Source organism: Haloechinothrix alba, from assembly GCF_900188115.1.
Classification (GTDB): domain Bacteria; phylum Actinomycetota; class Actinomycetes; order Mycobacteriales; family Pseudonocardiaceae; genus Haloechinothrix; species Haloechinothrix alba.
The window spans coordinates 78,489-104,583 of sequence record NZ_FZNW01000014.1; the positions used below are offsets into that span (position 1 = coordinate 78,489).

The following is a 26,095-nucleotide window of genomic DNA, read 5'->3' on the forward strand; positions in this document are numbered from 1 at the left end:
AAACGAGCACGTTGCCCCTCGCGAGCCCTGCTAGCGTGCGGGTCATGGCCCCCCTCGTGACCGGGTTGATCCACTACCCGGTGAAAAGCTGTGCCGGCGTCGCCCTCGATCGCGCCCGGGTGGCGCCGACCGGCATCGAGCACGACCGCAGGTTCCTCATCGTCTCCGCAGCGGACGGGACGTTCCTCAGCCAGCGCACGAACCCGGCGATGGCGCTGATCCGCCCCGCGGTCCTCGACGGCGGCGCGCGGCTCTCGCTGGCGCTGCCCGGCGGGGACGAGCTCGTTGTCGATGTCGACCCGGACGGCCCGCCGCGAACCGTCACCGTGCACTCCTGGGAGGGCACGGCCATCGATCAGGGTGACGGCGCGGCGAGCCGGCTCAGCGAGGCACTCGGCGAGGAGGTGCGGCTGTGCTGCGCACCGGAGAGCATGGACCGGAGCCGTGCCGGCCGGTTCGCCAGCACCACCCACTTCGCCGATGCCTACCCGATCCTGCTCGCATCGCAGGCATCGCTGGACACGCTGACCGCGCGCCTCGGTGAGCGCGGCGGCGACGGTGTGCCGATGAACCGGTTCCGCCCGAACATCGTCGTCGGCGGGTGGGACGAGCCGCACACCGAGGACCGCGTCGACCGGCTCGGCGTCGCCGGCGTCGAGCTGGGCTTCGAGGAGGAGTGCACGCGCTGCACCATCCCGCTCGTCGATCAGGAGACCGGGCGCAAGGACGGGCCGGAGCCGATCCGGACGCTGGCCGACTACCGGCGTGGCCCGGAAGGCGGTGTGACCTTCGCGGCCAACTACGCGGTGCTCACCCCCGGCACCGTCGCCGTCGGCGACACCGTGACCGTGCACTCCTGGCTCGACCACCCGGAGCCGAGTCCCAGCTGAGCGGCAGCGGAACCGCCGTTGATCGCCAGCGCGGCGTGACCGGCCGAGTCGCGGAGCAGCACGAGGTCACCGGCCGGGGCGTCGGCGAACGTTCCGCCGTGCAGCGCTGTGTGGCGACTGCCGCGCACCGTGACCGCCACCGGCTCGCCGGCCCGCAGTCCCAGCTCGGCAAGCTGCGCACCGGTTGCCGCCAGCTGCACGTTGCCGAACCCGTCCACGGTGAGTGGCTCGGTGCGCAGCATGCCGTCGCCCAGCCGCGCAACCGGCTCGTCGATGCGTTCCAGCCGGCCGAGAGGAATCTCCTGCCCGAACCGCTCCGGGGCGACACCGGTGGCCAGGTGTGCCGCGGCGGGCGCGAAGATGTCCCTGCCGTGGAACGTGGCGGACACCTCGGGCAGCCGGTAGGCGCTGGAGGTGAGCTCGAAAGCCGCTTCGGCGCCACCGAGCGCGTCCGATGCCGGTAGCAGGAGGCCGTTGTCCGGCCCGACCAGCAGGCCCTGCGCCGCAACGAGGACGATGCCCCGGCGAGCCGTGCCGACACCCGGGTCCACCACAGCGCAGTGCACCCCGCAGGGCAGGTACGGCACCGCCTGGGCCAGTGTGTGCGCACCCTGCCGGATCGCGCCCGCGGGAATGCCGTGGGTGATATCAATCACACGTGCCTCCGGGGCGAAGCGGGCGATCACGCCGTGGCACGTGCCGACGAACGCGTCAGCGAGGCCGTAGTCCGTGGTGAAGGAGATCCACTCGTACCGCATGCACTTCCCTGTTGCGTACTTCGCTGTGCTGGCCGCGCGCTGCGTGCGCCTGTTGCGTACTTCGCTGTGTTAGCCGCGCGCCGCGTGCGCCTGTTGCATACCTCGCTGTGCTGGCCGCGCGCTGCTGGCGCCTGTTGCGTACTTCTCAGTATATAAGAGCGGGTGGATCATTCGGTCGGGTTCTGTCAGGATCTCAAGCGTGGCATTGGACGAATTGTACTCAGCAGCGACCGCGGCGAGTGCCGCGGCGGCGGCTGAGGCTCTCGCGCTCGTGCAGCGGCGCCACATCGATCTTCTCCGCGTGAACTCCGCACTCTGCCGCAGGTGACACCTGGCGAGTGGTGCCGTGATAATCGGCGCTACCCAGCCACTGCGAGCCCAGTGCACGGACTCGGTCGCGACCACAACCGCGACCGGAGAATACGCGAAGGTCGTCATGGAATCTCTGTTGCTGTTCGTCGTTGCCGGTTTCCTGGCTCAACTGGTCAACGGCAGCCTGGGCATGGGATATGGCGCACTGTCCACCACCGGGCTGCTCGCACTCGGAGTGCCGCCCGCGCCCGCCTCGGCCGCGGTGCACTACTCGCAGATGGGCATCGCACTCGCCTCCGGGGTCTCGCACTGGAAGTTCCGCAACATCGACTGGCGAACCGTGGGAATCCTGGCGCTGGCCGGTGCCGGGGGTGCCGTGGCGGGCGCCTACGCGCTCGTGGCGCTGTCGGAGTTCTCGATGGACGCCGCGAAGGTGTGGATCGCCTCGATCCTGCTGCTGCTCGGGCTGTACGTGCTGATCCGGTTCTCTTTCCTCAAGCTGGGCAAGCTGATCACCGAGAAGCGCCCGGACGCCCGGTTCTTCGCACCGCTCGGTCTCGTCGCCGGCTTCACCAACGCCACAGGCGGCGGGGGGTGGGGCCCCATGGCGACATCGACCCTGCTCTCCAGCGGCAGGCTCGAACCGCGCAAGGTGGTGGGTTCGGTCAGCGCCGCCGAGCTGTCCGTGGCGGTCGCCGGTAGCGCGGCCTTCCTGGTCATTCTCGGCGCCGGCGGGATCGACTACCGCTCCGTGGTGGGGCTGCTGATCGGTGGCGTCATCGCCGCCCCGCCTGCTGCCTGGCTCACCCAGCGGATCCCGCCGCGGCTGCTCGGCGCGATCGCCGGAGGGCTCATCGTGCTGACGAACGTGTGGATCCTCCTCGGCGCGCTCGAGGCCTCGCCTGCGGTGGCCGTGCTCGCCTACCTCGTCGCGGTCGCGCTGTGGGTCGCGGCGATCGCCGCGGCCATGCGCTCGATGCGTGAGGAACGCAAGCTGCGCGCCGCCATCGAGGCCGACATCGCCAGGGACCGCGCTAGCAAGGTCGCGGCCGCCGACGACGACGGTGGGCACGCCGCAGTGCGCTGAGCACGTACGACGGTGTTCCGGTGGCCGTGCGGGGTCGCCCGCCGCTGCCGCTCGCCGCGACGTAAGGTCGGATCGTGACCACGCTGACCGACTACCCCAAGCTCGCCGAGGGCAAAGTGCGCTCGCTGTACGCGGTGGACAGCGAGCACCTGCTGTTCGTCGCCTCCGACCGCGTCTCGGCCTACGACCACGTGCTGGACACCCCGATCCCGGACAAGGGCCGGGTGCTCACCGCGATGAGCGTGTTCTGGTTCGAGCTGCTCGCAGGCGAGATCTCCAGCCACCTGGTGGCCTGGGACGACCCGCGGATCCCCGCTGAGGTGCGCGGGCGGGCCCTGCTGGTGCGCAGGCTGGAGATGGTCCCGGTGGAATGCGTCGCGCGCGGGTACCTCACCGGTTCCGGGCTGGCCGACTACCGGGCGAGCGGCGCGGTGTGCGGCGTCGCGCTACCGGGCGGACTCGGTGAGGCCTCGCGGCTGCCGGAGCCGATCTTCACCCCGGCGACCAAGGCGGAGATCGGCGCGCACGACGAGAACATCAGCTTCGACTCGGTGGTGCGGGAGGTGGGCGCGCGCCGCGCGGAGCAGCTGCGGGAGGCGACCCTGCGGGTCTACGCGCGCGCTGCCGAGTACGCGGCGACCCGGGGGATCATCCTCGCCGACACCAAGTTCGAGTTCGGCGTGGATGCCGCGGGCGATCTCGTGCTCGCCGACGAGGTCCTCACCCCGGACTCGTCCCGGTACTGGGATGCCACGGCCTACCAGGAGGGCGTTCCCCAAGAGCCGTTCGACAAGCAGTACGTGCGGAACTGGCTGGTCAGTCCGGAGTCCGGCTGGTCGCGGAATGCCGGTACGCCGCCACCGCCACTGCCCGAGCATGTCGTCGCGGCGACGCGGCAGCGCTACATCGAGGCCTACGAGCGGGTCACGGGCCGGTCACTGGACGACTGGCCGGCGTGACGCCTGCCGCGCCTGCCGGGCCACAGGCGGGTGTCGGCGTGGCTCACACGGTGGTGGGCCTGCCGTGCTCCAGTACGCGCACCTCGGTGCCGTCCGGGGCGAGGTTGGTGAACAGGCCGTAGTGCATGGTCGGGTAGGCCAGCACGGCCTCGTGGATGGGAACGGCGACGCGCGGGCCGACGGCACGCAGGAAGTCCACGGCCTCGGATGCCTTCAGCCAGGGAGCCCCGGTCGGCAGACCGAGCACGTCCACCCGCTGCGACGGCACGTGGAAGGCGTCGCCCGGGTGGTAGAAGGCCCCGCCGCCGATGACGTAACCGACGTTGGCGATGCCTGGGATATCCGGGTGGATGATGGCGTGCTCGCCCCCGGTGACCTGCACCGATGTGTCGCCGATCTCCAGCCGCTCGCCCGGGTAGGTGGTGTGCGCGGTCAGCCCCAGCTTGTCCACGGTGTCCCGGGTGCCGGGGTCGGTGACCAGCCGGGCATCCGGGTTGGCCTCGAGCAGGGGCGGCAACGCCTCGCTGTCGATGTGGTCGTGGTGCTGGTGGGTGATCAGCACCGCGTCGAGGTCCTGCTCCTGTTCGTACCCGCTCGAGAACGCGCCCGGGTCGATCAGCAGTCGCGTCACCCCGGTGTCGACAAGTACACATGCGTGTCCATAGTGGACGATTCGCATCGGCTCTCCTCTCGTACGCACCGGGCCCTGGGCGGTCACCAGCCTACGGGTGCGGTCGCTCGCGACCAAGCGGGCCGCGCCGTGTTCGCGGCGGCGTCCGGGCGCGCCCCCGGGTATGATTCACCACACCGGCACCCTGTAGCGGGACAGCTATTGGCGTAGTGCCAGTAACGGCGTAACCTTGGTCCCAGCCGAGTCGACGGAGGCAAGAGATGACCAGCGTGCTCCCCGAGCAGTCCACGGTGCGGGAATCCTTCGAGTCGCTGAACCCGGCGACGGACGAGGTGGTGGGTACCCACCCCGTGCACTCTCGCGAGGATGTCGAGGCGGCCGTGTCCAAGGCGCACGAGGCCGCCGTCTGGTGGGAGGCGCTCGGCTACGCCGGTCGGGCCGAACGGTTGCGCCGGTGGAAGGGCGTGCTCACCCGCAGGCTGGCACAGCTGGCGGAGGTCGTGCGCGCCGAAACCGGCAAACCGACCGGGGACGCCCAGCTGGAGGCGGTCCTGGCGATCGAGCACATCGACTGGGCGGCGCGCAACGCGCGTAAGGTCCTCGGCCGCAAGCACCGGGCGCCCGGGCTGCTGCTGTCCAACAACGACGCGACCGTGGAGTACCAGCCGTACGGCGTGGTCGGCGTGATCGGCCCGTGGAACTACCCGGTGTACACCCCGCTGGGCTCGGTGACCTACGCGCTGGCAGCCGGTAACGCGGTGGTGTTCAAACCGAGCGAGTACACCCCTGGCGTCGGGCAGTGGCTGGTCGACACGTTCGCCGAGGTCGTGCCGGAGTACCCGGTCCTGCAGCAGGTGACCGGTTTCGGGACCACCGGCGATGCGCTGGTGCGCAGTGAGGTCAACAAGATCGCGTTCACCGGGTCCACGGCCACCGGCAAGAAGATCATGGCGGCGGCCTCCGAGAGGCTCACTCCGGTCGTGATCGAGGCGGGCGGCAAGGACCCGATGCTGGTCGACGCCGATGCCGACCTGGATGCGGCGGCCGACGCCACCGTGTGGGGCGCCTTCTCCAACGCCGGGCAGACCTGCATCGGCGTGGAGCGGGTGTACGTGCACGAGCGGGTGCACGACGAGTTCGTCGCGAAGGTGCTCGACAAGACCAAGGACATCCGAGGGGGCGCCGACTCGCGGGCGCAGTACGGCCCGATGACCATGCGCTCGCAGATCGAGGTCGTCCGCTCGCACATCACGGACGCGCTGGCCCGGGGCGGCCGTGCGCTGGCAGGCGGGCTCGAGGCCGTCGGCGACCGGTGTGTGCAGCCGACGGTGCTGGTCGACGTGCCGGAAGAGTCCAGCGCGGTGCGCGAGGAGACGTTCGGGCCGACCGTGACCATCGCGAAGGTGCGGGACATGGAGGAGGCCATCGCCAAGGCCAACGACACCGTCTACGGGCTCGGCTCGACGGTGTTCTCGCACTCGCGCGGCACCGAGATCGCGCGCAGGTTGCGTACCGGGGCTACGGCGATCAACGCGCCGCTGGCTTTCGCGGGGATCGCGTCGCTGCCCTTCGGTGGCGTCGGCGACTCGGGCTTCGGCAGGATCCACGGGCCGGAAGGCCTGCGCGAGTTCGCCAGGCCGAAGGCGATCGCCCGCCAGCGCTTCCCCGCGCCGCTGGCGCTGACCTCGTTCACCCGTAGCGACAAGACCGAGCAGCTCGTCTCCAAAGCGATGGCGATCCTGCACGGCCGCAAGTGAATGCTGAATGACGCTTTCAGTCCATCTCACGAGCTGAAAGCGTCATTCAACCATTGGTACGGACTGAAAGCGTCATTCAGCGCACCGCGCGGATGTCGTCGGCGGCTTTCTCGGCGATCATGATGGTGGGGGCGTTGGTGTTGCCGCGCGGGATTCGCGGCATCACCGAGGCGTCGACCACCCGTAGCCCGTCGACGCCGCGTACCCGCAACCGCGGGTCGACGACCGACTCCTCGGTCTCGCCCATCGCGCAGGTGCCGACGGGGTGGTACAGCGTCTGGGTCGCATGGCGCGCGTGCTCGGCCAGCTCCGTGTCGTCCATGCTGTCCACCTCCGTACGGTCCGGGAGGAAGGGCCGATCCAGGTAGGTGGCGAGCGGGCCGTGCCTGCCGATCTCGATCAGGGTGCGTAGCCCGGAGACCACGGCGTCGAGATCGGGCGGTTCGGCGTAGTAGTTGGGGTCGATCTCCGGCCGCCACAGCGGGTGCGCCGAGCGCAGGCGCAGCTTGCCCCTGCTGGCCACGTCCACGAGGGTCGCGGCGGAGGTGAAGCCGGGCAGCGTCGCCTCCCGGAGCCCGTGCTCGTAGAACAGCGTCGGCGCCACGTGGAACTGCATGTCCGGAGCCGGTTGCCCGTCTGTGGTGGACATGAACCCGCCGCCCTCGCCGATGTTCGACGTCAGCGGCCCGCGCCCGGTCAGCTGCCAGCGTGCCAGGCCGGCCGGGTTCGCCGATCCGGCGACATCCGTCGTGGCGCGGGTGGACCAGATGATCGGGGCAGCGGGGTGGTCGTGCAGGTTCTCCCCGACGCCGGGCAGGGCCGCCGCGACGTCGATGCCCAGCTCGGTCAGGTGCCCTGCGGGGCCGATCCCGGACAGCATCAGCAGTTGCGGCGAGTTGATCGCCCCTCCTGCCAGCAGCACCTCGCCGTCGGTATGCACGGTGTGTTCCTGCCCGTCGCGCAGGTAGCGCACCCCCACCGCGCGGGTACCGGACAGCACGACCCCTGTGGCGTGCGCTTCCGTGCGCACCACCAGGTTCGGCCTGTCCAGCGCGGGACGCAGGTAGGCATCCGCGGCCGACCAACGCCTGCCACCGTGGCAGGTGACCTGGTAGGTACCGGCCCCGTACTGGCTGGTGCCGTTGAAGTCCTCGGTGCGTTTGATACCGCAGGAGACCGCCGCGTCCACCCACGCGTGGGTCAGCTCGTGGGTGAACCGCCGGTCCTGCACCCGCAACGGCCCGGTCGTGCCGTGCAGCGGGCCCGCGAACCGGGTGTTGCTCTCGGAGCGCACGAAGTAGCGCAGCACGTCCCGGTAACCCCACCCGGTGGCACCGAAGTCGTCCCGCCACCGGTCGTAGTCGGCCCGGTTGCCACGGATGTAGATCATCGCGTTCATCGACGAGCTGCCGCCGAGCATCTTGCCGCGCGGCCAGTAGAGCGAGTCGTGCAGGTGCTTCTGCGGCGTCGTCCGGTAGTTCCAGTCCCGGTTGGTCTTGAACATCGCCGCGAAGGCCGCCGGGATGTGGGCTTCGTCGATGTCGTCGGCCGGTCCGGCCTCCAGGAGCAGGACCCGGGCGGCCGGGTCGGCTGTGAGCCGGTTCGCCAGCACGCACCCCGCGCTTCCCGCGCCGACGATGATGTAGTCGAAGGATTCAGTCCCGGCCACGTTGCCTCCCGCTTTCCGGTTTCGTCGGCCCGGCCGGAACGGCCCGGGTCGTGGTGGGCGCGGTCCCGCCGGTCGTGCCTGCAGCGTGCGCCAGCCACGCGTACGACCCTCCCGCCGCGATCAGCTCGTCATGGCTACCGAGCTCTGTGATCCTGCCGCCTTCCAGCACCAGGATCCGGTCCGCCACGCGTGCGGCGTCGAGCCGGTGCGTGATGGAGATGATCGTACGACCGGACAGGGCGGCGGACAGCGCCGTGGAAGTGGATCGCTGCAGATCCCGCATCGCGCCATCGTCGAGGGCGGACATCGCCTCGTCAAGCACCACAACGGGTGGATCGGCCAGCACCACGCGCGCGAGCGCGATCTGCTGGGCGTGTCCGGGCGTGACGGGATGCTCGCCCGGCCCGAGCCGGGTGTCCAGCCCGTGCGGCAGCGACTCGAACCACTCCCGCGCGCCGACCACGCGCAGCGCGTCGACCAGCTGCCCGTCCGTGCGCGGCCGCTCGGCCAGGGCGAGGTTCTCGCGCAACGTGGTGGCGAACACGTGGTGCTCCTGCGTCAGCAGGATCAGCTCACGACGCAGCTGCTCCGGCGGCAGGTGCGCGATGTCCACGCCCCCGATGCGCAGCGTTCCGGAGTCGGGTTGGGACAACCCCGCGAGCAGTCGCGCCAGTGTGGACTTACCGGAACCGGACGGCCCGACGACCGCGAGCCGCTCGCCCTGCGGCACGGCCAGGGTGATGCCGTGCAGCACCTCGCGGCCGGGAAGGTAGGAGAACCGCACACCGTCGAGCCGCAGGTCGTGTGCGGTGGGCCGCTCGGGGGCCGTGTCGTGGCCCGCCGGCACCCGCCGCACGCCGAGGATCCTGCGCAGGGCTGTGTTGCCGATCTGCAGCTCCTCCAGCCACAGCATCAGTTCGTTCAGCGGACCGCCCATCGCGAGCAGGTAGAGCACCACCGTGGTGATCGTGCCGAGACTGACGTGCCCGGCGTTGTATGCCCACGCGCCGAGCGGCAGGATCACCACGACAGGCAGCAGGTAGGACAGCTCAAGGCAGGACAGCCAGCGGGTGAGCAGACCGCGGTGTGCGTGTTCCGCGTCGCGCGCCGAACCGACGGCGCGCCGGTTGAGCTCGACCCGACGCCCCGCCTGCCCCAGCGTCTCGATGGTGCGCGCGCCGTGCACCGACTCCGTGGTGCCTGCCTGCACGGCGCCCCAGCCGGACAGGATGCGTTCGATGACGGGCAGCGCGCGCGGCAGGTACCAGCGGGTGCTCAGCACGATGACCGGGACGGCCACCAGCATCCCCGGCGCCAGCAGCGGGGAGGTCACGAGCACGGCACCGGCGGTCAGCGTGACGGTGACGGTCGAGGTGAGGATCTGCGGTGCCGCGTACCGCGCGGCGTACTCGATGCGGTCCACATCGGTGGTCGCCCTGCTGAGCAGGTCGCCGGTTCCTGCGGCCTCGATCGTGCCGACCGGCATGACCAGCGCGTGCCCGACGAACTCCTCGCGGGCGGTCGCGAGCACGTGCTCGCCGAAGGCCGCAGCCCGCATGTGGGCCATCTTGCTCAGCACGGCGTGGCAGGCAAGGATGCCGAGGAAGGCGAGCGCGAGCGCGTCGACGGACAGGCCGGTCTCACCGGCAACGGTGTCGACGATCAGCCCGAGTATCCGCGGGCCGGCCAGCCCGCAGGTGGCGGCGAGGAGGAACAGGGCGAGCATGCCGACGAACAGTCGCCGGTGGCTGCCCGCGACGCCGCGCAGCCAGCGCCGTACGTCCCGGGTGCCGGCCAGCGGCAGCGGTGCAGGGGTCATCGGGTTACCTCCTGGCCGTTGTCGTTTCCGTACGCGTCCTGGGCCGATTCCGCCGCCTGCCGCCACAGCTCGCTCCCGGTGAGCACCACGGTGGTGCGCCCGGCCCGCAGACGTGCGACCCGCCGGGAGATGCGCGCCTCGCTGTGCGCGTCCACTGCGGAGGTGGGGTCGTCGAGGATGAGCACGTCCGGGTCGAGCGTGAGGGCGCGAGCCAGGTTCAGGCGTTGACGCTGGCCCCCGGAGACCGACCGGCCGCGCTCGCTGACGGTCTCGGCGTAGCCGTGCGGGAACGCGTCGATGATGTCGGTCGCGTCGGCGGCGGCGACGGCCTGCGCCACACTCACCCGGTCGCCTGCTGCCAGCTCGGCACCGACCGGGCCGGAGAACCACAGGTCGTCGCCGAGCACCAGGACGACGCGGCGCCGCAGTTCGTGGTGGCTGACGCGCGCCGTGTCGATCCCGCCGACGCGTACCGCCCCCGGTTCGACGCCAGCGAGCCGTTCGGCGCGGGCGCGTCCGGCCGGTAGCACGCTCAGCCTGCCTGCGGGCAGGTGGGCGTGCTCGTCGGTCACCGAAAGCGGCCCGGGTGGCAGCGGCTGGGGGTCGGCGGGATCGCCGGTTTCGTCGTGCGAACGGCGACGCCGGACGAGGCTGTCGACCTTGCGGACCGCGACGATCGCCGACGCGAACTCCTCGGCCGCTTCCGTCGCGGCCTTCACCGGCACGACCAGGAACGCGGAGGCCCCGTAGAAGGCGATCAGCTGCCCCGTCGAGATGCTGCCGTCCAGGGCCAGCCGCGCCCCGAGCCAGGTCACGGCGACGGTGACCAACCCGGGTAGGGCGACCTCGGCCGCGGCCAGCCAGGACTGCACCGTGCCGACCCGCAGCCCGGCGCGGAGCACCTCGCGGCTGGTGCGGACGAACCGTTCCCGGAACCGCCCTTCTCCCCCGATGCCGCGCAGGATGCGCAGCCCGGACACGATGTCCGCGCCCATCGCGTTGACCTCGGACGCTCGCTCGCGCTGGGCTTCCTTCCTGCGCACAAGCGGCCGCATCAGGGGGCCGATACCGGCCACCGCGAGCGGGACACCCACCATCGCGACGGTGCCGAGCAGCGGGGAGATCGTGATGAGCGCGGCGCCGAGCACACAGAAGGTGATCAGCGCTCCCGCCGCGCGCCCGAACAGCTCCATGGCGTTGCCGGTCTGGTAGACGTCTTCGGAGCCCGTCGCGACGACGTCACCGGTCGGCACCTGGCGCGGAAGGTCGGCCCCCAGCCCGGTCACCGCCGTGATCAGTGCGTGCTGCGCGCTGGTCGACCCGTGCACCCACATGGTGTGCGAGGTCCATGCGGACAGTCCGGCGGCGCAGGCCTGCAGTAGCGCGAGGGCGAGTACGGCAGCGACCCAGAACCCCAGTGTTCCTGCGTCCCCGGCGGCGATGCCGTCGTCGATGGCCGCACCGACCACGAAGGGCAGGGCCGCGCCGGGCAACAGGGTGAACGCGCCTGCGATCGCCGAGGCTGTGGCCAGCCACGGCCGGGTGCGTAACGGTGTGCGCAACCGGAAGCGACGGCTGTTGTCCGCGGCCGTGCTCCTGGCGGCGCGGCGCATAGGTCAAACGAACCCGGAAGTGTTCATGCCCGGAAGCTACTCGCGGTGGCCCGGCGACTCAACGGAATTTTGCTTCGTGCCTACCGGTGGTCCGGCAACAGACGGCGTGTGATGCTCCGGGGCTCGTCAGGCGAGGTCACCGTCGCGCATGCCCGCCGTGCGCCGCGAACGCCACCTCGACACAGCCCTGCGCCCCTCGCTGCGCCTGGACTTTCGCCAGCACGCGTGTTCCGCTCTTGCAACAGCACGTCGTCGCACTTCTAGCGCCTACACTGACAGTTCCTTGATGCGCCGCTCGAGCAGTTCCAGCGTGCGTTGCGGGTTCAACGCGGCTGTCCTCGTGTCATAGGCGAGGCGGTAGACCCGCACGTACTCGCGACCGAGTATGGTCACTGGCGGTCAGGGCTTCAATATAGACGATGCCTGGCCTGCCCTCGATCAGCGTAACGAGCGTGAATGCAAGCGCGTGATAAGGATACGCTCCACCGTCGAAAGGCACGAGCCGTACGGCACAGCGATCGGAGGTGCTCAAGCTGGCCCCGCAGCACGTCCTTGCCGCCGATCTCGCGGTGCAGCGCCTCCATTCCGACGATGAGCTAGAGCCGCGTCGGCTCGCCCCGTATCAACGTCTCGATCCGCGCTGCTCGCTCCTCGGCTAGGGACTCCACCTCAGACGGCGCCATGCCGTCTGCACTGCTCAACATCGCGCGAGCTTAGACGAGCGTCGGGTCTGTGCCGAGGAAGTAGTCGGCGAAGAAGATCCTGACTTCGGTCGCGGCAGTTTTGAAGTCAACGTACTTGGTGACCCATTCGGGCATGCGGGCCGGTGGGAGCTTGCGCCTGGCCTCGATGGCGAGCTTGTTGAATACGCTCGCGCGGTCCGCCTCAATACCGAAGGCAGTTGCGAGCTTCGTGAGGTCTCGGTCGGTGACGCCCCGTCACCTTGCTCGATCTTAGAGATGTTTCCGGCGTCGGCGCTGGCGAGGTCCATGCCGCATTGATTGGCGACAGCTAACGCGCCCGTGCCGGGTGACCGAACCCGGCTGGTGAGTGCACGGCCACGGATCATCGGAGTGAAGCTCGGTCTGTCCCGAGGTCACACTCAACGCATTCGCCAGATGCGCAAGCTCAGACAACTTCCAGTGCTTCTCGTCGCTATTGATAACAGTTGACTAACGTAACGCAGTTGCTCGCATTCGTACGGTAACAGGCCGATGCTTCGGGGCGACATACACGGAAAGTATTAGGTGTATACGATAGATATGGGGCGAATAATATGGCGCGCAAGCAGTCGCCATCGGTGCGGACGACTCTTTATCGGCTAGTAGATGTACCGATCTTGCTGGATGGAGTCCGGTCCAAATATACCGACGAAAACTCGGATTTCTCATGGCAGTACGTGATCGTGAATGATCGGGAGGCACTTCTCGTTACGGGCGTCATGGTGACCCAACTCGTCCGGTGGGCAGATACGCTTCAGCAGCTTACAGACCATACGGTCGAAATCGGGAATAGGATAGCCGCTGCCGCGCTTTTGATTCGTAACGGAGACGACGCCGCTTGGGCGTTGACATACGGAATGGGGTTTCACTTGCTAGAGCAAGCCAAGGTTGACCCCGGCTTCGGGCAGCGCATTGCGATCCGAACAGTTGATCCCAACGAGCTCAACTCTCTGACGCGTACGACGCTCGATTATCGCTCGCGAACGGACCGGTTGTCCATCCCGAGTGGAGAGCATCTACGCGGGTTCGGCGTTTCGGATTTTGGTGAGCTGGTCACACGGCTAGTTGCCAAGGCAAAGATTGAGGGTCTGACAGCGGGAGCGAACCCGCTTGTTATTCGTGGTGCTGATGCACTCAACATGCCGCTAGGTAGGCGTCCCGACGCTTTGCTTGCCGATCTGGACTTGATCGATTCGATTTTGAATCTACAAGCGCCTGCCGAATTGGAAGTGTTGGAGCAGTTGGTTGCGATCAAGAATCAAACGAAGCTGAAAGATCGGCTGGAAAGTCAATTGGCTAGGAAACTCGCCGGGCACGATATCGGGCGTCTGGCGCTGTCGTGGCCACATGAGCAGATTGACGAGAACGGTACTCCTTCGTCCTACAGGCTGATTAGCGCGGGTCGTGAACACGGATTCGTGCAGGATGGAATCCCCGACCTCGATTCGCTCTTGGCTCCGCTTGGTGGGCTCGATCCAGAGGATAGACTTGCCAAGCTAGATCGCATGCGCATCGTGCTCTTTCGAGATGCTGAAGGGGAAGAAGCGATCACCAGCGCGATCGCTGCACGCAAGTGGCTTGCGTTCGAGACATACGAGGATGGCAGGTGCTACTGCCTACACGGCGGCTCATGGTACCTCATGGCCTCGAATTACGCGGAGAAGCTCAGCAGGCGTGTGCAGGAGATATTTGAACGCGATCCGGGTATTAGTCTGCCTGACTGGCCCGCCGACGGCGATGAGGACGAAGCAATGTACAACACGCGTGCAGCTCAGTCGCTCGGTGGGACGCTCATGGACCAGAAGCTTATTCACACCGGCCTCCATAGGCACGGGATCGAGGCGTGCGACATTCTCCTTTCCGAGGGGGAGTTGGTGCACGTGAAGGACATCGACAAATCTGCACCGGCTAGTCACCTGCTCGCCCAAGCGCTCGTGTCGGCAGATGCGTTACTTCATGATGAGGAGGCGCGGGACGAATTCCGTGCAATCGTCGAGCGCTCGAGAGGTGACGTATCGGAGATGACGACGCCCATCAGATCCGTCATCCTTGGAGTAGCGCGTAAGGCGCGGCCAATATCGGCGGAAGACCTGTTCACATTTACCAAGGTAAATCTGGTACGCCACGTGGCATCCCTGGAGGAGCGCGGTGTGCAGGTCTTCGTCGTGCCGATCATGCGACCGTGATCAATGAACGATATTGCGCGTCGAGCGACGTATGCCCGATTGCGAAGGTCCAAGTGATTGTTACCTAGTTGGGGTACTTGGGGTAGCGCACGTCAACATCCGTTGGTCTCGTGGGGAGGCTAGACGCCTCTAGGCCATCGGCACGCGGTTGCCCTTACGCCGGGACCACGTTGTAGTGCCGGGCCAGCTCGCTGAACGGCGCGCCTTGCCGACGTGGTGCGCAGTCGACGAGGCGTCGCATGGTCGCGATACCGAGTGGTTGCCTCCGTGCCCAGTCGGGCGCCAACGAGCGCGCCTCGTCGAGTAACGAAAGCGCCAGCTTGTGTCGGCGCACGTCCATCGCTGCGGCCGCGAGACGTAGCCTGTGCCCGGATTCCCAGAACGCGGGCACGCTACCGCGGCTCGCCGGGACGGTGCCCGCCTGATGTAGTGCGTGTGCGGCGTCGCCGGAATGGGCGATGAGTTCGACACGTTGGAACGCAACGACGCGAGGCCCGAATATGGCAGCTTCGTTCGCCGTGTCACGCTGCGTGCGGACGGCCGCAGCGTGTGCTTCGGCAAGTAGACGCTCGGCTCGCGCGGAGTTTCCTGAGAACAGGGCGGCTGATGCGGCATTGAAGAGTAGGTTGCCGAACACTCCGGCACGGGTGTCATTTTGATCGAACATAGCCGGTTGGATCTGTTCAGCTGCTTGTACGGCCACACGCTCGGCTTGCTCGAATCTGCCCTGCCTGACGAGAGTCCATGTGAGGTAGCGGATAGTGATGGCCGATTCTTCATCAGGCGCGTCTGAGTACCGTGCCGCGTCAAGACCCCGTTCGGCAGCTGTCCATGCGAGATCATCAAGGTCCAGCCGGCCCGCCAGTCCAGCACTGACCCGGTATGCGGTTGAGAGTGCCCGGTAGGCGCGAGCTTTGTCATCGCAGCCAGCGATGTCGATGAGCTGGCGAGACACCGTAAGTAGTTCGGGTAGAACGTGGATCAGCTCAGCGTGGCGCCCGTCGACGTATGCACGCCATGCCTGGTGAGCGTCGCTGAGTAATACATGAGCGGTGACGCCTTCGCGTGCTGCTCCTGTGTCGTCGTGCAGGCCGGGGATATGGTGTCCGGCTGTGATTGCGCATCGGAGCGGGGCAACGTCGAGATCTGCCGAGTCTCGTGTCGTGGTCTGGCCCAGCAAAACGTCGACTGTGACATCGAGGGCAGCAGCGAGCCGTCGCAACGTTGCTGGGCGGCAGGTCACCCGGAGACCTTGCTCGATCCGGGCGACGGTATCCACGCCAACGGATGCGGACTCAGCCAGGCGCTCCTGAGACAAGTCCCGTGCCTTGCGAAGGCGTGACACGTTTTCCGAGAGTGCGCCCACGCTCATGACCCCCTAAAGCCAGTCACAGAAAGCACTCATCCTATAACGTAATGCGTTCACCGTCATTGCACAAAGCGAGATTCCCGGTAGCGACAACAGACCAAGCCACGGACAGGCGCCGTGCGAGGGAAGGCTTCACTTTTGTAGCCACCTGGTCGACTGGGACGAGGTCAACCGAAAGGATCTCCGGGTCCGTGAGGTCGAGCGCGTCCACGTCAGCTTGATCGATCAGCCCTCCGTCGAAGATGAACGCGATACCTTCGGGCATGCGTGGATCCGACCGGATGTGATCGATCACGAGGGGTGGGCCGAGCGTCCTGACGATTCCGAGCTCCTCGCGCAGTTCGCGAACGGCAGTCGTCCACGGGGCCTCTTCGGCATCGACCGCGCCGCCAGGGATGTCCCAGTGCGGCTTGTAGGACGGTTGGATCAGTAGAACGCGCCGGTCACCGTCGCGTAGTAGTACCCCAGCCGACATGCGCTTGCGGTTGAGTGAGCGAACGTAGTCGTCGAACGGAAGGAGATCCACGGCCGCGAGACTACCCGCCGCCATTATTTGTGACCGCGCTGCCGAAGTCGCTCGGTGCCGCCTATGCCTCAGACGCATAGATCGTGTGACCTGCTGGTGAGAAAGCATGGCGGAGAGCGCTGTTGCTTAGTGGTCGAACACGCGACAGTAGCGAAGCAGACGGCCTAGTAGTTCTCCAGCCGCCATCGAACCAAGTACTTGAGGGGTGAGTAGTCATGAGCGGAGACAAGCCGGGCAGGCATGACGGTTCTCGAGATGGGCACGGCGAACCGCAACCGGAGAAGTGGACTAACGCCGGTAACAAAGACGACGGCGACAAGCACGACAAGGATGAGAAGTGACGCGCGCCGTGACCGACTGGTTCGATCTCCTCGCCGAGGTGCCCCGTGAACCGTTCCTTCCGGACATCGTATGGACCGACGGGTCCGGGCGCACGTTCGTTCCTGTATCCCGGGCCAGTGACCCGCAACTGTGGGCGAAGCTGACGCGCGGCGATCAACCAGTGATCACCCAGGTCGATGATGGTTACGCCGCGAGACACGGGGTGACCCCGACCAGTTCGGCGAGCATGCCGAGCGTCGTGGCGGGAATGCTCGATGCTCTCGACGTGCAATGCGGCGATAACGTGCTGGAGATTGGCACCGGTACCGGCTGGAACGCGGCACTTCTAGCGCATCGCGCCGGCGAGCGCGGCAGGGTCATCAGCGTGGAGATCGACCCAGCCGTAGCCGACAATGCGCGTCGAGCGTTGCGCGCCGAGGAAGCAGACGTCGAAGTCATCACAGCCAACGGCGAGTACGGGTATCCGCCGGCCGCGCCGTATGACCGGGTTATCGCGACAGCGTCAGCGCGTCACATCCCCCACTCATGGGTAGCACAAACACGAGTAGGTGGAATCGTCGTGGCGCCATGGGGCACCGATTACTGCAGTGCCCTGGCACGCCTTCAAGTAACGTCGGCGGGACATGCTGTCGGTTCGTTCAGCGCAGGCTACGCGTTCATGCGGCTGCGTTCACAGCGCCGTAGCCTGACCCATGCCGACGGCGGTGCGCTCGACATGTCGAGTGCCGATCATTCCCTTACAGAGCTGGATGCGAGTGACCTGTATCGGATGGTGGCAGCGTCGAAGGCAGCGTTCACGATCGGGCTCCTCGTGCCCCAGTGCAGGATGCATTACGAGGAAGACGCTCGCGGTCATAACCAGCACATTGTTGAGCTACACGACAGTACTTCGCGGTCGTGGGCACAGGTCGATGTTGATCTCGATCATGGCACTCCGTTCGACGTGTACCAGCAGGGTCCCCGTCGTCTGTGGGATGAAGCCGTAGCGGGCTACCGCTGGTGGCAGCAGCACTGCACACCGGATCCCAGCCAGTTCGGCATCACGATTGCCGAAGACGAGCAAGCAATATGGCTGAACAGTCAGGACGGCGAGTATCGCTGGACACTCGCACCGTGACATCGCCGCCGCAAGTTGGTCGTGGGACATCCGTATGCGTGGGTACTTGTACGGGTGTGTGCTGTGCGTGCCTCCGGCTCGGGCACGGGGCACGGTAAGGAATCGGAAGGGACACTGACAGATGGAAGGCACTGGGACCGTGGACTCGCTTGAGGCGCAGCAGGAGGCGGACACGGAGTACACCGGCTACGTCCACCCACTCGATCGGCTTGTGCCGGATCCGTCCGGAAAGGCTCCGCTGTGCGACGAGGAGACGTTCGCCGCTATCCTCTCCGGCATCGTTGCCGACGAGGCTCCACGTTTGTTCGCGGTGGTGCAGGAGTACGGGCGGCGCGTGGATGCCCGTATCGCCGGTTGGGGACTGGCCTTCGACGATCGTGCCGAGGTGGTCAGCATCGACGGTGCGCTGCGGATGAAGCTGAACGCACCGGAGGAGGCGTTACGCGGATTCGGATTCGGCAGCCACGTCTCCGGCCGGCTCGTCTGGTTCGACCCGGATGCCGTCACGCCGGACCCGTAATCCGCTAGACAGCTCTTGCCGAGGTCGCGCTCGAACTGTATGGGTGGAGTTCACGAACGGCACAAGGAGATTCGCGCGGACGGTGCCTGCCGTGACAAGATCATTGCCGACGACGCGGAGAGGGTAGCGGAGCGCCGCCGAGGAGACGTTCCGGTAGGCGACACGACTAGCCGGACGGTAATAGTTCAGCGGCCGGATACGTAGGTCACGGCGACGTGGTCACGAACTCCGTTCCAGCATCTTCAGCACCGCGCGCTCCTCCTCGGGCGACAGGCCTGCCTGGCGTGGCCGGTCCAGGCCGAGCGCGCGCTCGTGTTCGAGCGCACCGAGTGCCGCGTCGTGCAGTGAGCGTGGTCGCAGCCCTGCCTCGAGCGCGGGCCGCGCGTCGTGCGAGGCCAGGCCGTAGTGGCTGGGTGGCAGCCACAGCGGCAGCGAGCGCGGGCCGCTCCACGGGTTGACCCCGGCCCGTTCCAGATCCTTTGCCGGTACGGCGACCATCTCGACCGGCACGCCCACCGCGGCGGCGATCCCTTCGAGAAGGTCGCGCAGCGCCATGGACTGCCCGACGCCGTCGAACGTCCCGGTCCGTCCGGTGGTGGCGGCGTCGACGATCCACGCGGCAAGGTCGCGGACATCGATGTACTGGATGGGCTGCTCCGGGGTGTCGGGGGCGAGGACCCGCCCGCCCCGCGCGAAGCGGGCGGGCCAGTAACCGAACCGGTCCATCGTGTCTCCGGGGCCGGTGATCAGGCCCGGCCGGACGACGAAGGCGCGGTCCCCGAGCTTGTCGCGCACCTCGTCCTCGGAGGCGACGTTCACCCTGCCGTAGGCGTCGGGGTCGCCGTTGGCGGTATTCGCCGCGTCGTACAACGGCGTGCGCAGCTCGGACCCCGGTGACTGTCCCGGTGTCGCGGTGTCCGCGTAGACGTTGACCGTGGAGACGTAGGTCCAGTGGCCTGCGCGCGGGCCGAGCGTGCGCACGGCCTCGGCGACCCACGGGTGCGAGCCTGCGGCGACGTCGACGACCGCGTCGAACTCCGCTCCGGCCAGCGGCTCCAGCGCGCCGGGATCGTCGCGGTCGAGCCGGACGTGGCGTACCCCGCCGGGAGGTTCCCCTGTGACCCCGCGTGCCGTGCAGGTCACCTCGTGCCCGCGCTGTACGGCCTCCCGCACGACGGTCCCGCCGACGAATCCCGTCCCACCCAGTACAAGTAGCCGCATGGACCCATCCTGCCGTGACCCAGCTCGCGACCACCACTCCTCTCGCCGAGTGCGAACGCGCAGGTTGGGTAGGCTGTCGCTGGTACACCGCCGCTCGCTGGCGACCCCGATTCACGACACGGAGAGAGCACGTGGCCAGAGTCGTCGTAGACGTCATGCCCAAGCCGGAAATCCTCGACCCGCAGGGCCAGGCCGTGGCGGGGGCGTTACCTCGCCTGGGTTTCCACGGCGTGCGTGACGTGCGCCAGGGTAAGCACTTCGAGCTCGACGTCGACGACTCCGTCGACGACGACACGCTCGACAAGATCGCCGAGGGGTTCCTGTCCAATCCGGTGATCGAGGACTTCGTCGTGCGGCGGGTGGACCAGTGAGGATCGGCGCGGTCACCTTCCCGGGCACCCTGGACGACGTGGACACGGTGCGCGCGATCGAGCGCGCGGGCGCAGAGGCCGTCGCGCTCTGGCACGGCGACGCCGACCTGCGCGGGGTGGACGCGGTGGTCCTCCCCGGCGGGTTCTCCTACGGCGACTACCTGCGGGCCGGGGCGATCGCCCGGTTCGCGCCCGTGATGGAGCCCGTCATCGAGGCCGCCCGCAAGGGCATGCCGGTGCTCGGCATCTGCAACGGGTTCCAGATCCTGTGCGAGGCGGGCCTGTTGCCCGGTGCGCTGGTGCGCAACCACAAGCTGCGGTTCGTCTGCCGGGACCAGTGGCTGCGGGTGGAGAGCACGACCACGGCGTGGACCACGCGTTACGAGCCGGGCGCCGAGATCCTGGTGCCGGTCAAGAGCGGCGAGGGCGCGTACATGGCCGACGAGCGCGAGCTCGACGCGCTCGAAGGAGAGGGTCGCGTCGTCTTCCGCTATGTCGAGGACAACCCGAACGGGTCGCGCCGCGACATCGCGGGGGTCTCGGACGGCTCGGGGCGGATCGTCGGGCTCATGCCCCACCCGGAGCACGCCACCGACCCGCTGACCGGCCCGACCGACGACGGGCTCGGCATATTCCTTTCCGCGATGGACAACGTCAAGCAGGGAGCGGCATGAGCCAGGCCCACCCCCAGACCCGGCCGCACGTGGAGACGGTCACGCACGCCGAGGCGACCCCGGAGGAGCCGCAGCCCTACACCGAGCTGGGACTCGCCGACGACGAGTACGCCCGGATCAGGTCGATCCTCGGGCGCAGGCCCACCGAGGCCGAGCTGGCGATGTACTCGGTGATGTGGAGCGAGCACTGCTCCTACAAGTCCTCCAAGGTGCACTGGCGGCACTGGAAGGAGAACACCACCGAGGAGATGCGGGCCAAGATGCTCGCGGGGATCGGGGAGAACGCCGGTGTCGTCGACATCGGGGACGGCTGGGCCGTCACGTTCAAGATCGAGTCCCACAACCACCCGTCCTATGTGGAGCCCTACCAGGGTGCGGCTACCGGCGTCGGCGGCATCGTGCGGGACATCATCGCGATGGGCGCGCGGCCGCTCGCGCTGCTGGACTCGTTGCGGTTCGGTGCGGCAGAGGCCACCGACACCAAGCGGGTGCTGCCAGGAGTGACCGCGGGAATCAGCGGCTACGGCAACTGCCTCGGCCTGCCGAACATCGGCGGCGAGGTCGTCTTCGACACCACCTACCAGGGCAACCCGCTGGTCAACGCCATGTGCGTCGGGGCGATGCGTGCCGAGGACCTGCACCTGGCGCACGCTTCCGGCACGGGCAACAAGGTCATCCTGTTCGGCGCCCGCACCGGGCTGGACGGGATCGGCGGGGTGTCCGTCCTCGCCTCGGAGACGTTCACGGGTGAGGAGTCCGGCAGCGGCCGCAAGAAGCTGCCCTCCGTCCAGGTCGGGGACCCGTTCACCGAGAAGGTGCTGATCGAGTGCTGCCTCGAGCTGTTCCGCGAGGAGCTGGTCGTGGGCATCCAGGACCTCGGGGGTGCGGGCCTGTCCTGTGCCACCAGCGAGCTGGCGTCCGCGGGTGACGGGGGTATGCGGGTCGAGCTGGACCGGGTGCCGCTGCGCGCGGAGGGCATGACACCCGCCGAGGTGCTCTCCAGCGAGTCCCAGGAGCGGATGTGCGCTGTGGTGCGCCCGGAGGACCTGGACGCGTTCCTGCGCGTGTGCGCCAAGTGGGACGTTCTGGTCACCGAGATCGGTGAGGTCACCGACGGGGAGCGGCTGGAGATCACCTGGCACGGCGAGACGGTCGTGGACGTGCCGCCGCGCTCGCTGGCGCACGAGGGCCCGGAGTACCACCGCCCGATCCAGCGACCCGCCGCCCAGGATGCGCTGCAGGCGGACAGCCCGGACCGGTTGCCGCGCCCGTCCGGGGCCACCGAGCTACGGGAGACGGTGCTGCGGATGGCGGCCTCGCCGAACCTCTGCTCGCGTAGCTGGGTCACCGACCAGTACGACCGCTACGTGCGGGGCGGGACCGTGCTCGCCCAGCCTGCCGACTCCGGCATGATCATGGTGGACGAGCGCACGGGCAGGGGTGTGGCCGCCGCGACCGACTGCAACGGCAGGTACGTCAAGCTCGACCCGTACACCGGCACGCAGCTGGCCCTTGCCGAGGCCTACCGCAACGTGGCGACCGGCGGGGCGACACCGCTGGCGGTGACGAACTGCCTGAACTTCGGGTCCGCAGAGGACCCCGGCGTGATGTGGCAGTTCGAGCAGGCCGTGCGCGGCCTCGCGGAGGGCTGTGCCGAGCTGGGCATCCCGGTGACGGGCGGCAATGTCAGCTTCTACAACCAGACCGGTGACACCGCCGTGCTGCCCACCCCGGTCGTCGGTGTGCTCGGCGTGCTCGACGACGTGCGCCGCCGCATCCCGACCGGCATCGGCGGTGAGCCCGGTGAGACCCTGTTGCTGCTCGGCGAGACCGCCGAGGAGTTCGGCGGCTCGGACTGGGCGGACGTGGTGCACGGGCACCTCGGCGGGCTGCCTCCGGCCGTCGACCTGCGGCGGGAGAAGCTGCTCGCGGAGGTCCTGATCGCGGGCTCCCGGGACGGCATGATCTCGGCGGCGCACGACCTCTCCGGGGGTGGTCTGGCCCAGACCCTGGTGGAGACGGTGCTCATCGGGCAGACCGGCGCGCGGGTGGTACTCGCCGACGATCAGGACCCGTTCGTGCAACTGTTCTCCGAGTCCGCAGGCCGGGTCCTGGTCGCGGTGCCGCGTACCGAGGAGCTGCGGTTCACCGAGCTGTGCACCGCGCGCGGGCTGCCGTGGCGCAGGACCGGTGTGGTCGACCCGGAATCGGACGCGCTGGAGATCCAGGACATCGCCACCTTCGGCCTCGGTGAGCTGCGCGAGGCGTGGGAGTCGACGCTGCCCGGCCTGTACGGGGCCTGAGCGGGGTGCCGCCCGCAGGGCCTACAGCGCCGGGTGCACGGCCAGCGCGATGAGGAAGTAGAACACCAGGCCCGTGGCGTCCACGAAGGTCGTGACCAGGGGAGCCGACACCACTGCCGGATCGATGCCGACGCGCTTGGCCAGCAGCGGCATGGTGCCGCCGATGATCGCCGCCCACACGCAGATCAGCACCAGCGACAGCGACACGGCGATACCCACGTTGAGATCGCCGACGAGGATCATGCCGAGCACGAAGGTGACCGCGGCCAGGGTCAGGCCGAGCAGCAGGCCCACGCGGGACTCCCGGAACGCCACGCGTAACACGTCGCCGGTGCGCAGCTCGCCGACGGCGAGCGCGCGGACAGCGGCCGTCGCGGCCTGGGCGCCGGCGTTGCCGCCGGTCCCGACCAGCATCGGGATGAAGATCGCCAGCTGCACGACGGTCTCGAGTTCCTCCTCGAAGAAGTCGAGCACGCCGATCGTCAGGCTCGCGGCGAGCAGCAGCAGCATCAGCCAGATCACCCGGGACCAGGCGAGCTGGAGCACGCTGACCGCCATGTAGTGCCCGGTCCACGGTGCTGTGGCGGACTGCCGGGCGACGTCCTCGGTGTCGGCTGCCTCGATGACCTCGACGGCGTCGTCGATGGTGAGCAGCCCGATCACGCGATCCTCGCTGTCCACGACGGTGAGGTCGAGCAGGTTGGCTTCCTGCATCAGGCGCGCCGCGGCCTCGGAGTCGTCCGTGGCCTTGGCCGTCGGGACCTCGCTGTCGGCGAGCTCGGCGACGGTGGTGTTCTCGTCACTGATGACGAGGTCGCGCAACGCCACGACGCCCTGGAACCGCCTGCTGTTGTCCACGACAGGGAGGGTGTAGACGGTCTCTGCGTCGATGCCCTTGGCGCGCACCGTCGCCAGCGCCTGCTGCGCGGTCAGCGAGCCACGCAGCAGCACGGCCTTGGGGCTCATATGGCGGCCGACCGTGCCCTCGTCGTAGCCGAGCAGCCGCGCGGTCATGGCGCGCTCGCCCTCGCTCAGCCCGGAGAGGACACGCTGGGCGAACTTGGCGGGAGCCTCGCCGAGCAACCGCGCCCGGTCGTCGGGATCCATCGCCTCGACGAGCTCGCCGAACGCCTTGTCGCGCAGGCCGTAGAGGATCTTCTGCTGATCGACCGGATCCAGCTCCTCGAACACGTCGATGGCGCGGTCCTTGTCGAGTAACCGGAACAGCAGGACGGCTGTGAGCGAGTCGCTGCGGCCGAGCTCGTCGGCGATCTCGTACGGCGCGTGCTCGCCGAGCCATTGCTGCATGCCGGGTACGTCGTTGGCCTCAACCAGCTCACTGAGCGTGTCGGTCGCCATGGCTCCTCCGGTCTGGTCGCTGGGGTACCCGGTGGGTTGTGACGGGAAAGCCGGAACGGGACCGCGTCGTCCGCTCCCGGTGTGACTCTACGGGCCGGGAGAACCACGGGTAACCGGCACCGGTGCTGTTGGTCACTCTATGTTGTCGACGCGCCAGTCGCCGTCCTCGGTGCCCAGTACCAGTGTGACGGCGAGTTCGGGGTTGTCGGTGGCCGCGTCGGTGGCGATCTCCATCGGCACCGTGGCTCGCGAGTCCGACTCCTCGGTGACCTCACCGGTGAGCGTGACCCGCTCCTGCATCATCTCGGACGTGTCGAGCAGCTCCTACGTGGGCTCCGAGTCCCGTTGCACGACCATGACCTGCTGGCAGATCACCGCGTTCATCGGTTCAGGGGCCCGGTCGTTCCAGCCCTCGACGAAGGTGGTGGCGACCTCAGCGGGGTCGTTGCTGCCCGGCGGTCGCGCGGGTTGCCGTGGACGCGCCACCGTCCAGCGTACCCCGCAGGAACGCGCTCCTGTCAGAATAGGCCGAAGCTGCTGACGCACCACGAGCCGCTGTCGCCTGCGACCATGAGGTTGCCTTCCGCGTCGCGCCCGCCGCGGGAACCGGCGAGGTTGACGCTGATCCAGTCCTCGAGTGCCATGTCCGGCTCGGAGCCGGAGATCGTCGCGTCGTCGGCGACCGCGCGTTCGATGGCGTCCTCGATCACGTCGGCGGCGTCGTCGCAGAGCATGTCGACCGCCGCACCGTCGTCCCCGTCGTTGATCGCGTCGACGAACTCCTCGATCGCGGCCATGCCCTCCTCGTCGGCCTCGACGTTCGTGTCGCCGCCGGGCGCATCGCCCCCCGGTACGTCGTCGGCGGGACCGTCGTCGGGCGTGCCTGCCGGGTCCGCGGTGACCATGTCGTCGATGCACCAGCCGTCCTCGTCGACGAGCACGAGTCGCAGGTTCACCGAGGACGCGCCGGTATCCGGGTCGGCCGCGACGTCGGATTCCAGGGCGATGGGCACGGTAGCCCCGTCGTCGGAGGTCTCGGCCGGTCCGGTGACGCTGATGTGCTCGTCGTTCGATGCCGAGTCGTCGATCAGTTGCTGGTCGATCTCCTTGCGCTGCGCGTAGCTCGAGTCGGTGCACATGACCGCGCGGGTGGCTTCGAGGTCGCGGTCGTTGACGGCGGTGGCGAACGACTCGGCGATCTCATCGGGGTCATCGCCGCTGAGGAAGAACCCCGGTGCGACGAACCCGGTGACCAGCAGGGCGGCAAGCGCGAGCACGCCGAGCCCGCCTGCCCCGAGGCCGACCCACAGGCCGGTGCGTTTCTTGGGGGGTGGTCCGGCGAACCCGGGGCCGTAGCCACCTCCGGGAGGCATACCCCCGGGAGGCATCCCACCCGGGGGCTGAGCACCCGGGTGGTAGCCGCCGGGCGGCGGGTAGCCACCCTGGCCGTACGGGTCGCCGTGACCCGGATAGCCACCCTGCTGGCCGAACCCGCCACCCGGTGGCTGTCCGGGTTGCTGCGGGTGGCCCCACTGCCCGTACTGATCGGGTTGCTGGGGATAGCCGCCCTGGCCGTAGGGGTACGGCTGCTGGCCGGGCCCGCCCGGTTGCGCCGGTCCTGGTTGTTGTGGCTGTCCCGGGTAACCACCGTGTTGGGGAGGACGTCCGTGCTGGCCGCCGCCGGCAGGCCCACCGTGATCGTGCGGATCGGGCTGTCCCGGCTGCGATGGATACGTCATACGAGTCCTCCCCAAGAAGTCGTGTCGCTGCCGTGCTCATCCGGTGGGATGCGCCACGACGAGGTGACGTTCCATCGCCCGAGCCCGAGCACGCATCATGCCGCAGCCTATTCGACGTGTGCGACGCACCTGACCCGGTGTCGGCACCGCG

General features: G+C 68.4%; 25 protein-coding genes. 12 read left to right on the top strand and 13 right to left on the bottom strand.

Annotated features, from left to right (window positions below; genetic code table 11):
- Positions 1 to 44: 44 nt before the first annotated feature.
- Complete coding sequence (locus CHB84_RS14660) at positions 45 to 890, top strand: MOSC domain-containing protein (protein ID WP_176439972.1); 846 nt, start codon at positions 45 to 47, stop codon at positions 888 to 890.
- Here CHB84_RS14660 and CHB84_RS14665 read toward each other — a convergent pair.
- A complete protein-coding gene (locus CHB84_RS14665) occupies positions 800 to 1,648 on the bottom strand; it encodes an SAM hydrolase/SAM-dependent halogenase family protein (protein WP_089302173.1) in 849 nt (282 codons plus the stop codon). The two genes, CHB84_RS14660 and CHB84_RS14665, sit on opposite strands and share 91 nt — an antisense overlap.
- A 199-nt stretch (positions 1,649 to 1,847) precedes the next feature.
- Between CHB84_RS14665 and CHB84_RS24045 the strand changes: the two genes are divergently transcribed.
- From CHB84_RS24045 to CHB84_RS14675, 3 genes are all read left to right on the top strand, one after another.
- Complete coding sequence (locus tag CHB84_RS24045) at positions 1,848 to 1,976, top strand: putative leader peptide (RefSeq protein WP_425432305.1); 129 nt, start codon at positions 1,848 to 1,850, stop codon at positions 1,974 to 1,976.
- Positions 1,977 to 2,084: 108 nt separating this feature from the next.
- Positions 2,085 to 3,047, top strand: a complete 963-nt coding sequence (locus CHB84_RS14670) for a sulfite exporter TauE/SafE family protein (protein ID WP_089302174.1) — start codon at positions 2,085 to 2,087, stop codon at positions 3,045 to 3,047.
- A gap of 74 nt (positions 3,048 to 3,121) precedes the next feature.
- On the top strand, positions 3,122 to 4,006 hold the full coding sequence (locus tag CHB84_RS14675) for a phosphoribosylaminoimidazolesuccinocarboxamide synthase (RefSeq protein WP_089302175.1): 885 nt from the start codon (positions 3,122 to 3,124) through the stop codon (positions 4,004 to 4,006).
- 43 nt (positions 4,007 to 4,049) lie between these two features.
- Here the strand turns inward: CHB84_RS14675 and CHB84_RS14680 are convergent, their stop codons facing one another.
- A complete protein-coding gene (locus CHB84_RS14680; protein WP_089302176.1) occupies positions 4,050 to 4,685 on the bottom strand; it encodes an MBL fold metallo-hydrolase in 636 nt (211 codons plus the stop codon).
- A gap of 212 nt (positions 4,686 to 4,897) precedes the next feature.
- Here CHB84_RS14680 and CHB84_RS14685 point away from each other — a divergent pair, with 212 nt between their 5' ends.
- Positions 4,898 to 6,394, top strand: coding sequence for an aldehyde dehydrogenase family protein (locus CHB84_RS14685; RefSeq protein WP_089302177.1), 1,497 nt, complete (start codon positions 4,898 to 4,900; stop codon positions 6,392 to 6,394).
- Positions 6,395 to 6,470: 76 nt separating this feature from the next.
- Here the strand turns inward: CHB84_RS14685 and CHB84_RS14690 are convergent, their stop codons facing one another.
- From CHB84_RS14690 to CHB84_RS23805, 4 genes are all read right to left on the bottom strand, one after another.
- On the bottom strand, positions 6,471 to 8,063 hold the full coding sequence (locus tag CHB84_RS14690; protein ID WP_089302178.1) for a GMC family oxidoreductase: 1,593 nt from the start codon (positions 8,061 to 8,063) through the stop codon (positions 6,471 to 6,473).
- The gene (locus CHB84_RS14695; protein WP_089302179.1) at positions 8,050 to 9,882 is read right to left on the bottom strand and encodes an ABC transporter ATP-binding protein; all 1,833 of its coding nucleotides are present in this window, start codon (positions 9,880 to 9,882) and stop codon (positions 8,050 to 8,052) included. The genes CHB84_RS14690 and CHB84_RS14695 overlap by 14 nt, the downstream gene beginning before the upstream one ends.
- Complete coding sequence (locus CHB84_RS14700; protein ID WP_089302180.1) at positions 9,879 to 11,495, bottom strand: ABC transporter transmembrane domain-containing protein; 1,617 nt, start codon at positions 11,493 to 11,495, stop codon at positions 9,879 to 9,881. Before CHB84_RS14700 ends, CHB84_RS14695 begins: the two co-directional genes overlap by 4 nt.
- A 267-nt stretch (positions 11,496 to 11,762) precedes the next feature.
- Positions 11,763 to 11,888 carry a hypothetical protein gene (locus CHB84_RS23805; protein WP_281251758.1) on the bottom strand — a complete coding sequence of 42 codons (126 nt, stop codon included), beginning with the start codon at positions 11,886 to 11,888 and terminating at the stop codon, positions 11,763 to 11,765.
- A gap of 883 nt (positions 11,889 to 12,771) precedes the next feature.
- Here CHB84_RS23805 and CHB84_RS14705 point away from each other — a divergent pair.
- Positions 12,772 to 14,403, top strand: coding sequence for a DUF6119 family protein (locus CHB84_RS14705; RefSeq protein WP_089302181.1), 1,632 nt, complete (start codon positions 12,772 to 12,774; stop codon positions 14,401 to 14,403).
- A gap of 154 nt (positions 14,404 to 14,557) precedes the next feature.
- Here the strand turns inward: CHB84_RS14705 and CHB84_RS14710 are convergent, their stop codons facing one another.
- The gene (locus tag CHB84_RS14710) at positions 14,558 to 15,769 is read right to left on the bottom strand and encodes a helix-turn-helix domain-containing protein (protein WP_245818756.1); all 1,212 of its coding nucleotides are present in this window, start codon (positions 15,767 to 15,769) and stop codon (positions 14,558 to 14,560) included.
- A 40-nt stretch (positions 15,770 to 15,809) separates the two neighbouring features.
- Positions 15,810 to 16,298, bottom strand: a complete 489-nt coding sequence (locus CHB84_RS14715; RefSeq protein ID WP_089302243.1) for an NUDIX domain-containing protein — start codon at positions 16,296 to 16,298, stop codon at positions 15,810 to 15,812.
- Between the two features lie 215 nt (positions 16,299 to 16,513).
- Here CHB84_RS14715 and CHB84_RS23810 point away from each other — a divergent pair, with 215 nt between their 5' ends.
- The 3 genes from CHB84_RS23810 to CHB84_RS14725 all read left to right on the top strand — a co-directional run bounded on the left by CHB84_RS23810 (position 16,514) and on the right by CHB84_RS14725 (position 18,277).
- Positions 16,514 to 16,639, top strand: a complete 126-nt coding sequence (locus tag CHB84_RS23810; RefSeq protein WP_281251759.1) for a hypothetical protein — start codon at positions 16,514 to 16,516, stop codon at positions 16,637 to 16,639.
- Positions 16,636 to 17,757, top strand: coding sequence for a methyltransferase domain-containing protein (locus tag CHB84_RS14720; protein ID WP_089302183.1), 1,122 nt, complete (start codon positions 16,636 to 16,638; stop codon positions 17,755 to 17,757). The genes CHB84_RS23810 and CHB84_RS14720 overlap by 4 nt, the downstream gene beginning before the upstream one ends.
- A 121-nt stretch (positions 17,758 to 17,878) precedes the next feature.
- Complete coding sequence (locus CHB84_RS14725) at positions 17,879 to 18,277, top strand: hypothetical protein (RefSeq protein WP_245818757.1); 399 nt, start codon at positions 17,879 to 17,881, stop codon at positions 18,275 to 18,277.
- Positions 18,278 to 18,496: 219 nt separating this feature from the next.
- Here the strand turns inward: CHB84_RS14725 and CHB84_RS14730 are convergent, their stop codons facing one another.
- Complete coding sequence (locus tag CHB84_RS14730) at positions 18,497 to 19,498, bottom strand: NAD-dependent epimerase/dehydratase family protein (protein ID WP_089302184.1); 1,002 nt, start codon at positions 19,496 to 19,498, stop codon at positions 18,497 to 18,499.
- Positions 19,499 to 19,629: 131 nt separating this feature from the next.
- Here CHB84_RS14730 and purS point away from each other — a divergent pair, with 131 nt between their 5' ends.
- Genes purS through purL form a run of 3 tightly spaced genes read left to right on the top strand, consistent with a single transcriptional unit; the run spans position 19,630 to position 22,846 of the window.
- Positions 19,630 to 19,869 (top strand): phosphoribosylformylglycinamidine synthase subunit PurS, encoded by a 240-nt coding sequence (gene purS, locus CHB84_RS14735; RefSeq protein ID WP_089302185.1) that lies wholly within the window; start codon positions 19,630 to 19,632, stop codon positions 19,867 to 19,869.
- Positions 19,866 to 20,543 (top strand): phosphoribosylformylglycinamidine synthase subunit PurQ, encoded by a 678-nt coding sequence (gene purQ / locus CHB84_RS14740; RefSeq protein WP_089302186.1) that lies wholly within the window; start codon positions 19,866 to 19,868, stop codon positions 20,541 to 20,543. The genes purS and purQ overlap by 4 nt, the downstream gene beginning before the upstream one ends.
- A complete protein-coding gene (gene purL, locus CHB84_RS14745) occupies positions 20,540 to 22,846 on the top strand; it encodes a phosphoribosylformylglycinamidine synthase subunit PurL (RefSeq protein WP_089302187.1) in 2,307 nt (768 codons plus the stop codon). The genes purQ and purL overlap by 4 nt, the downstream gene beginning before the upstream one ends.
- 21 nt (positions 22,847 to 22,867) lie before the next feature.
- Here purL and mgtE read toward each other — a convergent pair whose 3' ends face one another.
- The 4 genes from mgtE to CHB84_RS14755 form a co-directional block, all read right to left on the bottom strand.
- Complete coding sequence (mgtE, locus tag CHB84_RS14750) at positions 22,868 to 24,205, bottom strand: magnesium transporter (RefSeq protein WP_089302188.1); 1,338 nt, start codon at positions 24,203 to 24,205, stop codon at positions 22,868 to 22,870.
- A 132-nt stretch (positions 24,206 to 24,337) separates the two neighbouring features.
- A complete protein-coding gene (locus CHB84_RS22445; RefSeq protein WP_141134702.1) occupies positions 24,338 to 24,508 on the bottom strand; it encodes an ABC transporter substrate-binding protein in 171 nt (56 codons plus the stop codon).
- 21 nt (positions 24,509 to 24,529) lie between these two features.
- A complete protein-coding gene (locus CHB84_RS22965) occupies positions 24,530 to 24,691 on the bottom strand; it encodes a hypothetical protein (RefSeq protein ID WP_176439973.1) in 162 nt (53 codons plus the stop codon).
- A gap of 32 nt (positions 24,692 to 24,723) precedes the next feature.
- Complete coding sequence (locus CHB84_RS14755; protein WP_141134703.1) at positions 24,724 to 25,944, bottom strand: hypothetical protein; 1,221 nt, start codon at positions 25,942 to 25,944, stop codon at positions 24,724 to 24,726.
- Positions 25,945 to 26,095 lie beyond the last annotated feature (151 nt).

Bases quoted from the DNA above. Each gene is read 5' to 3' on its own strand.
- CHB84_RS14685 (WP_089302177.1), top strand. From the start codon at position 4,898: ATGACCAGCGTGCTCCCCGAGCAGTCCACGGTGCGGGAATCCTTCGAG.
- CHB84_RS22445 (WP_141134702.1), bottom strand. From the start codon at position 24,508: ATGATGCAGGAGCGGGTCACGCTCACCGGTGAGGTCACCGAGGAGTCG.
- CHB84_RS14700 (WP_089302180.1), bottom strand. From the start codon at position 11,495: ATGCGCCGCGCCGCCAGGAGCACGGCCGCGGACAACAGCCGTCGCTTC.
- mgtE (WP_089302188.1), bottom strand. From the start codon at position 24,205: ATGGCGACCGACACGCTCAGTGAGCTGGTTGAGGCCAACGACGTACCC.
- CHB84_RS14670 (WP_089302174.1), top strand. From the start codon at position 2,085: ATGGAATCTCTGTTGCTGTTCGTCGTTGCCGGTTTCCTGGCTCAACTG.
- CHB84_RS14660 (WP_176439972.1), top strand. From the start codon at position 45: ATGGCCCCCCTCGTGACCGGGTTGATCCACTACCCGGTGAAAAGCTGT.
- CHB84_RS23810 (WP_281251759.1), top strand. From the start codon at position 16,514: ATGAGCGGAGACAAGCCGGGCAGGCATGACGGTTCTCGAGATGGGCAC.
- CHB84_RS14680 (WP_089302176.1), bottom strand. From the start codon at position 4,685: ATGCGAATCGTCCACTATGGACACGCATGTGTACTTGTCGACACCGGG.
- CHB84_RS14705 (WP_089302181.1), top strand. From the start codon at position 12,772: ATGGCGCGCAAGCAGTCGCCATCGGTGCGGACGACTCTTTATCGGCTA.
- CHB84_RS14755 (WP_141134703.1), bottom strand. From the start codon at position 25,944: ATGACGTATCCATCGCAGCCGGGACAGCCCGATCCGCACGATCACGGT.
- CHB84_RS14695 (WP_089302179.1), bottom strand. From the start codon at position 9,882: ATGACCCCTGCACCGCTGCCGCTGGCCGGCACCCGGGACGTACGGCGC.
- CHB84_RS14665 (WP_089302173.1), bottom strand. From the start codon at position 1,648: ATGCGGTACGAGTGGATCTCCTTCACCACGGACTACGGCCTCGCTGAC.
- CHB84_RS14725 (WP_245818757.1), top strand. From the start codon at position 17,879: ATGGAAGGCACTGGGACCGTGGACTCGCTTGAGGCGCAGCAGGAGGCG.
- CHB84_RS14730 (WP_089302184.1), bottom strand. From the start codon at position 19,498: ATGCGGCTACTTGTACTGGGTGGGACGGGATTCGTCGGCGGGACCGTC.
- purL (WP_089302187.1), top strand. From the start codon at position 20,540: ATGAGCCAGGCCCACCCCCAGACCCGGCCGCACGTGGAGACGGTCACG.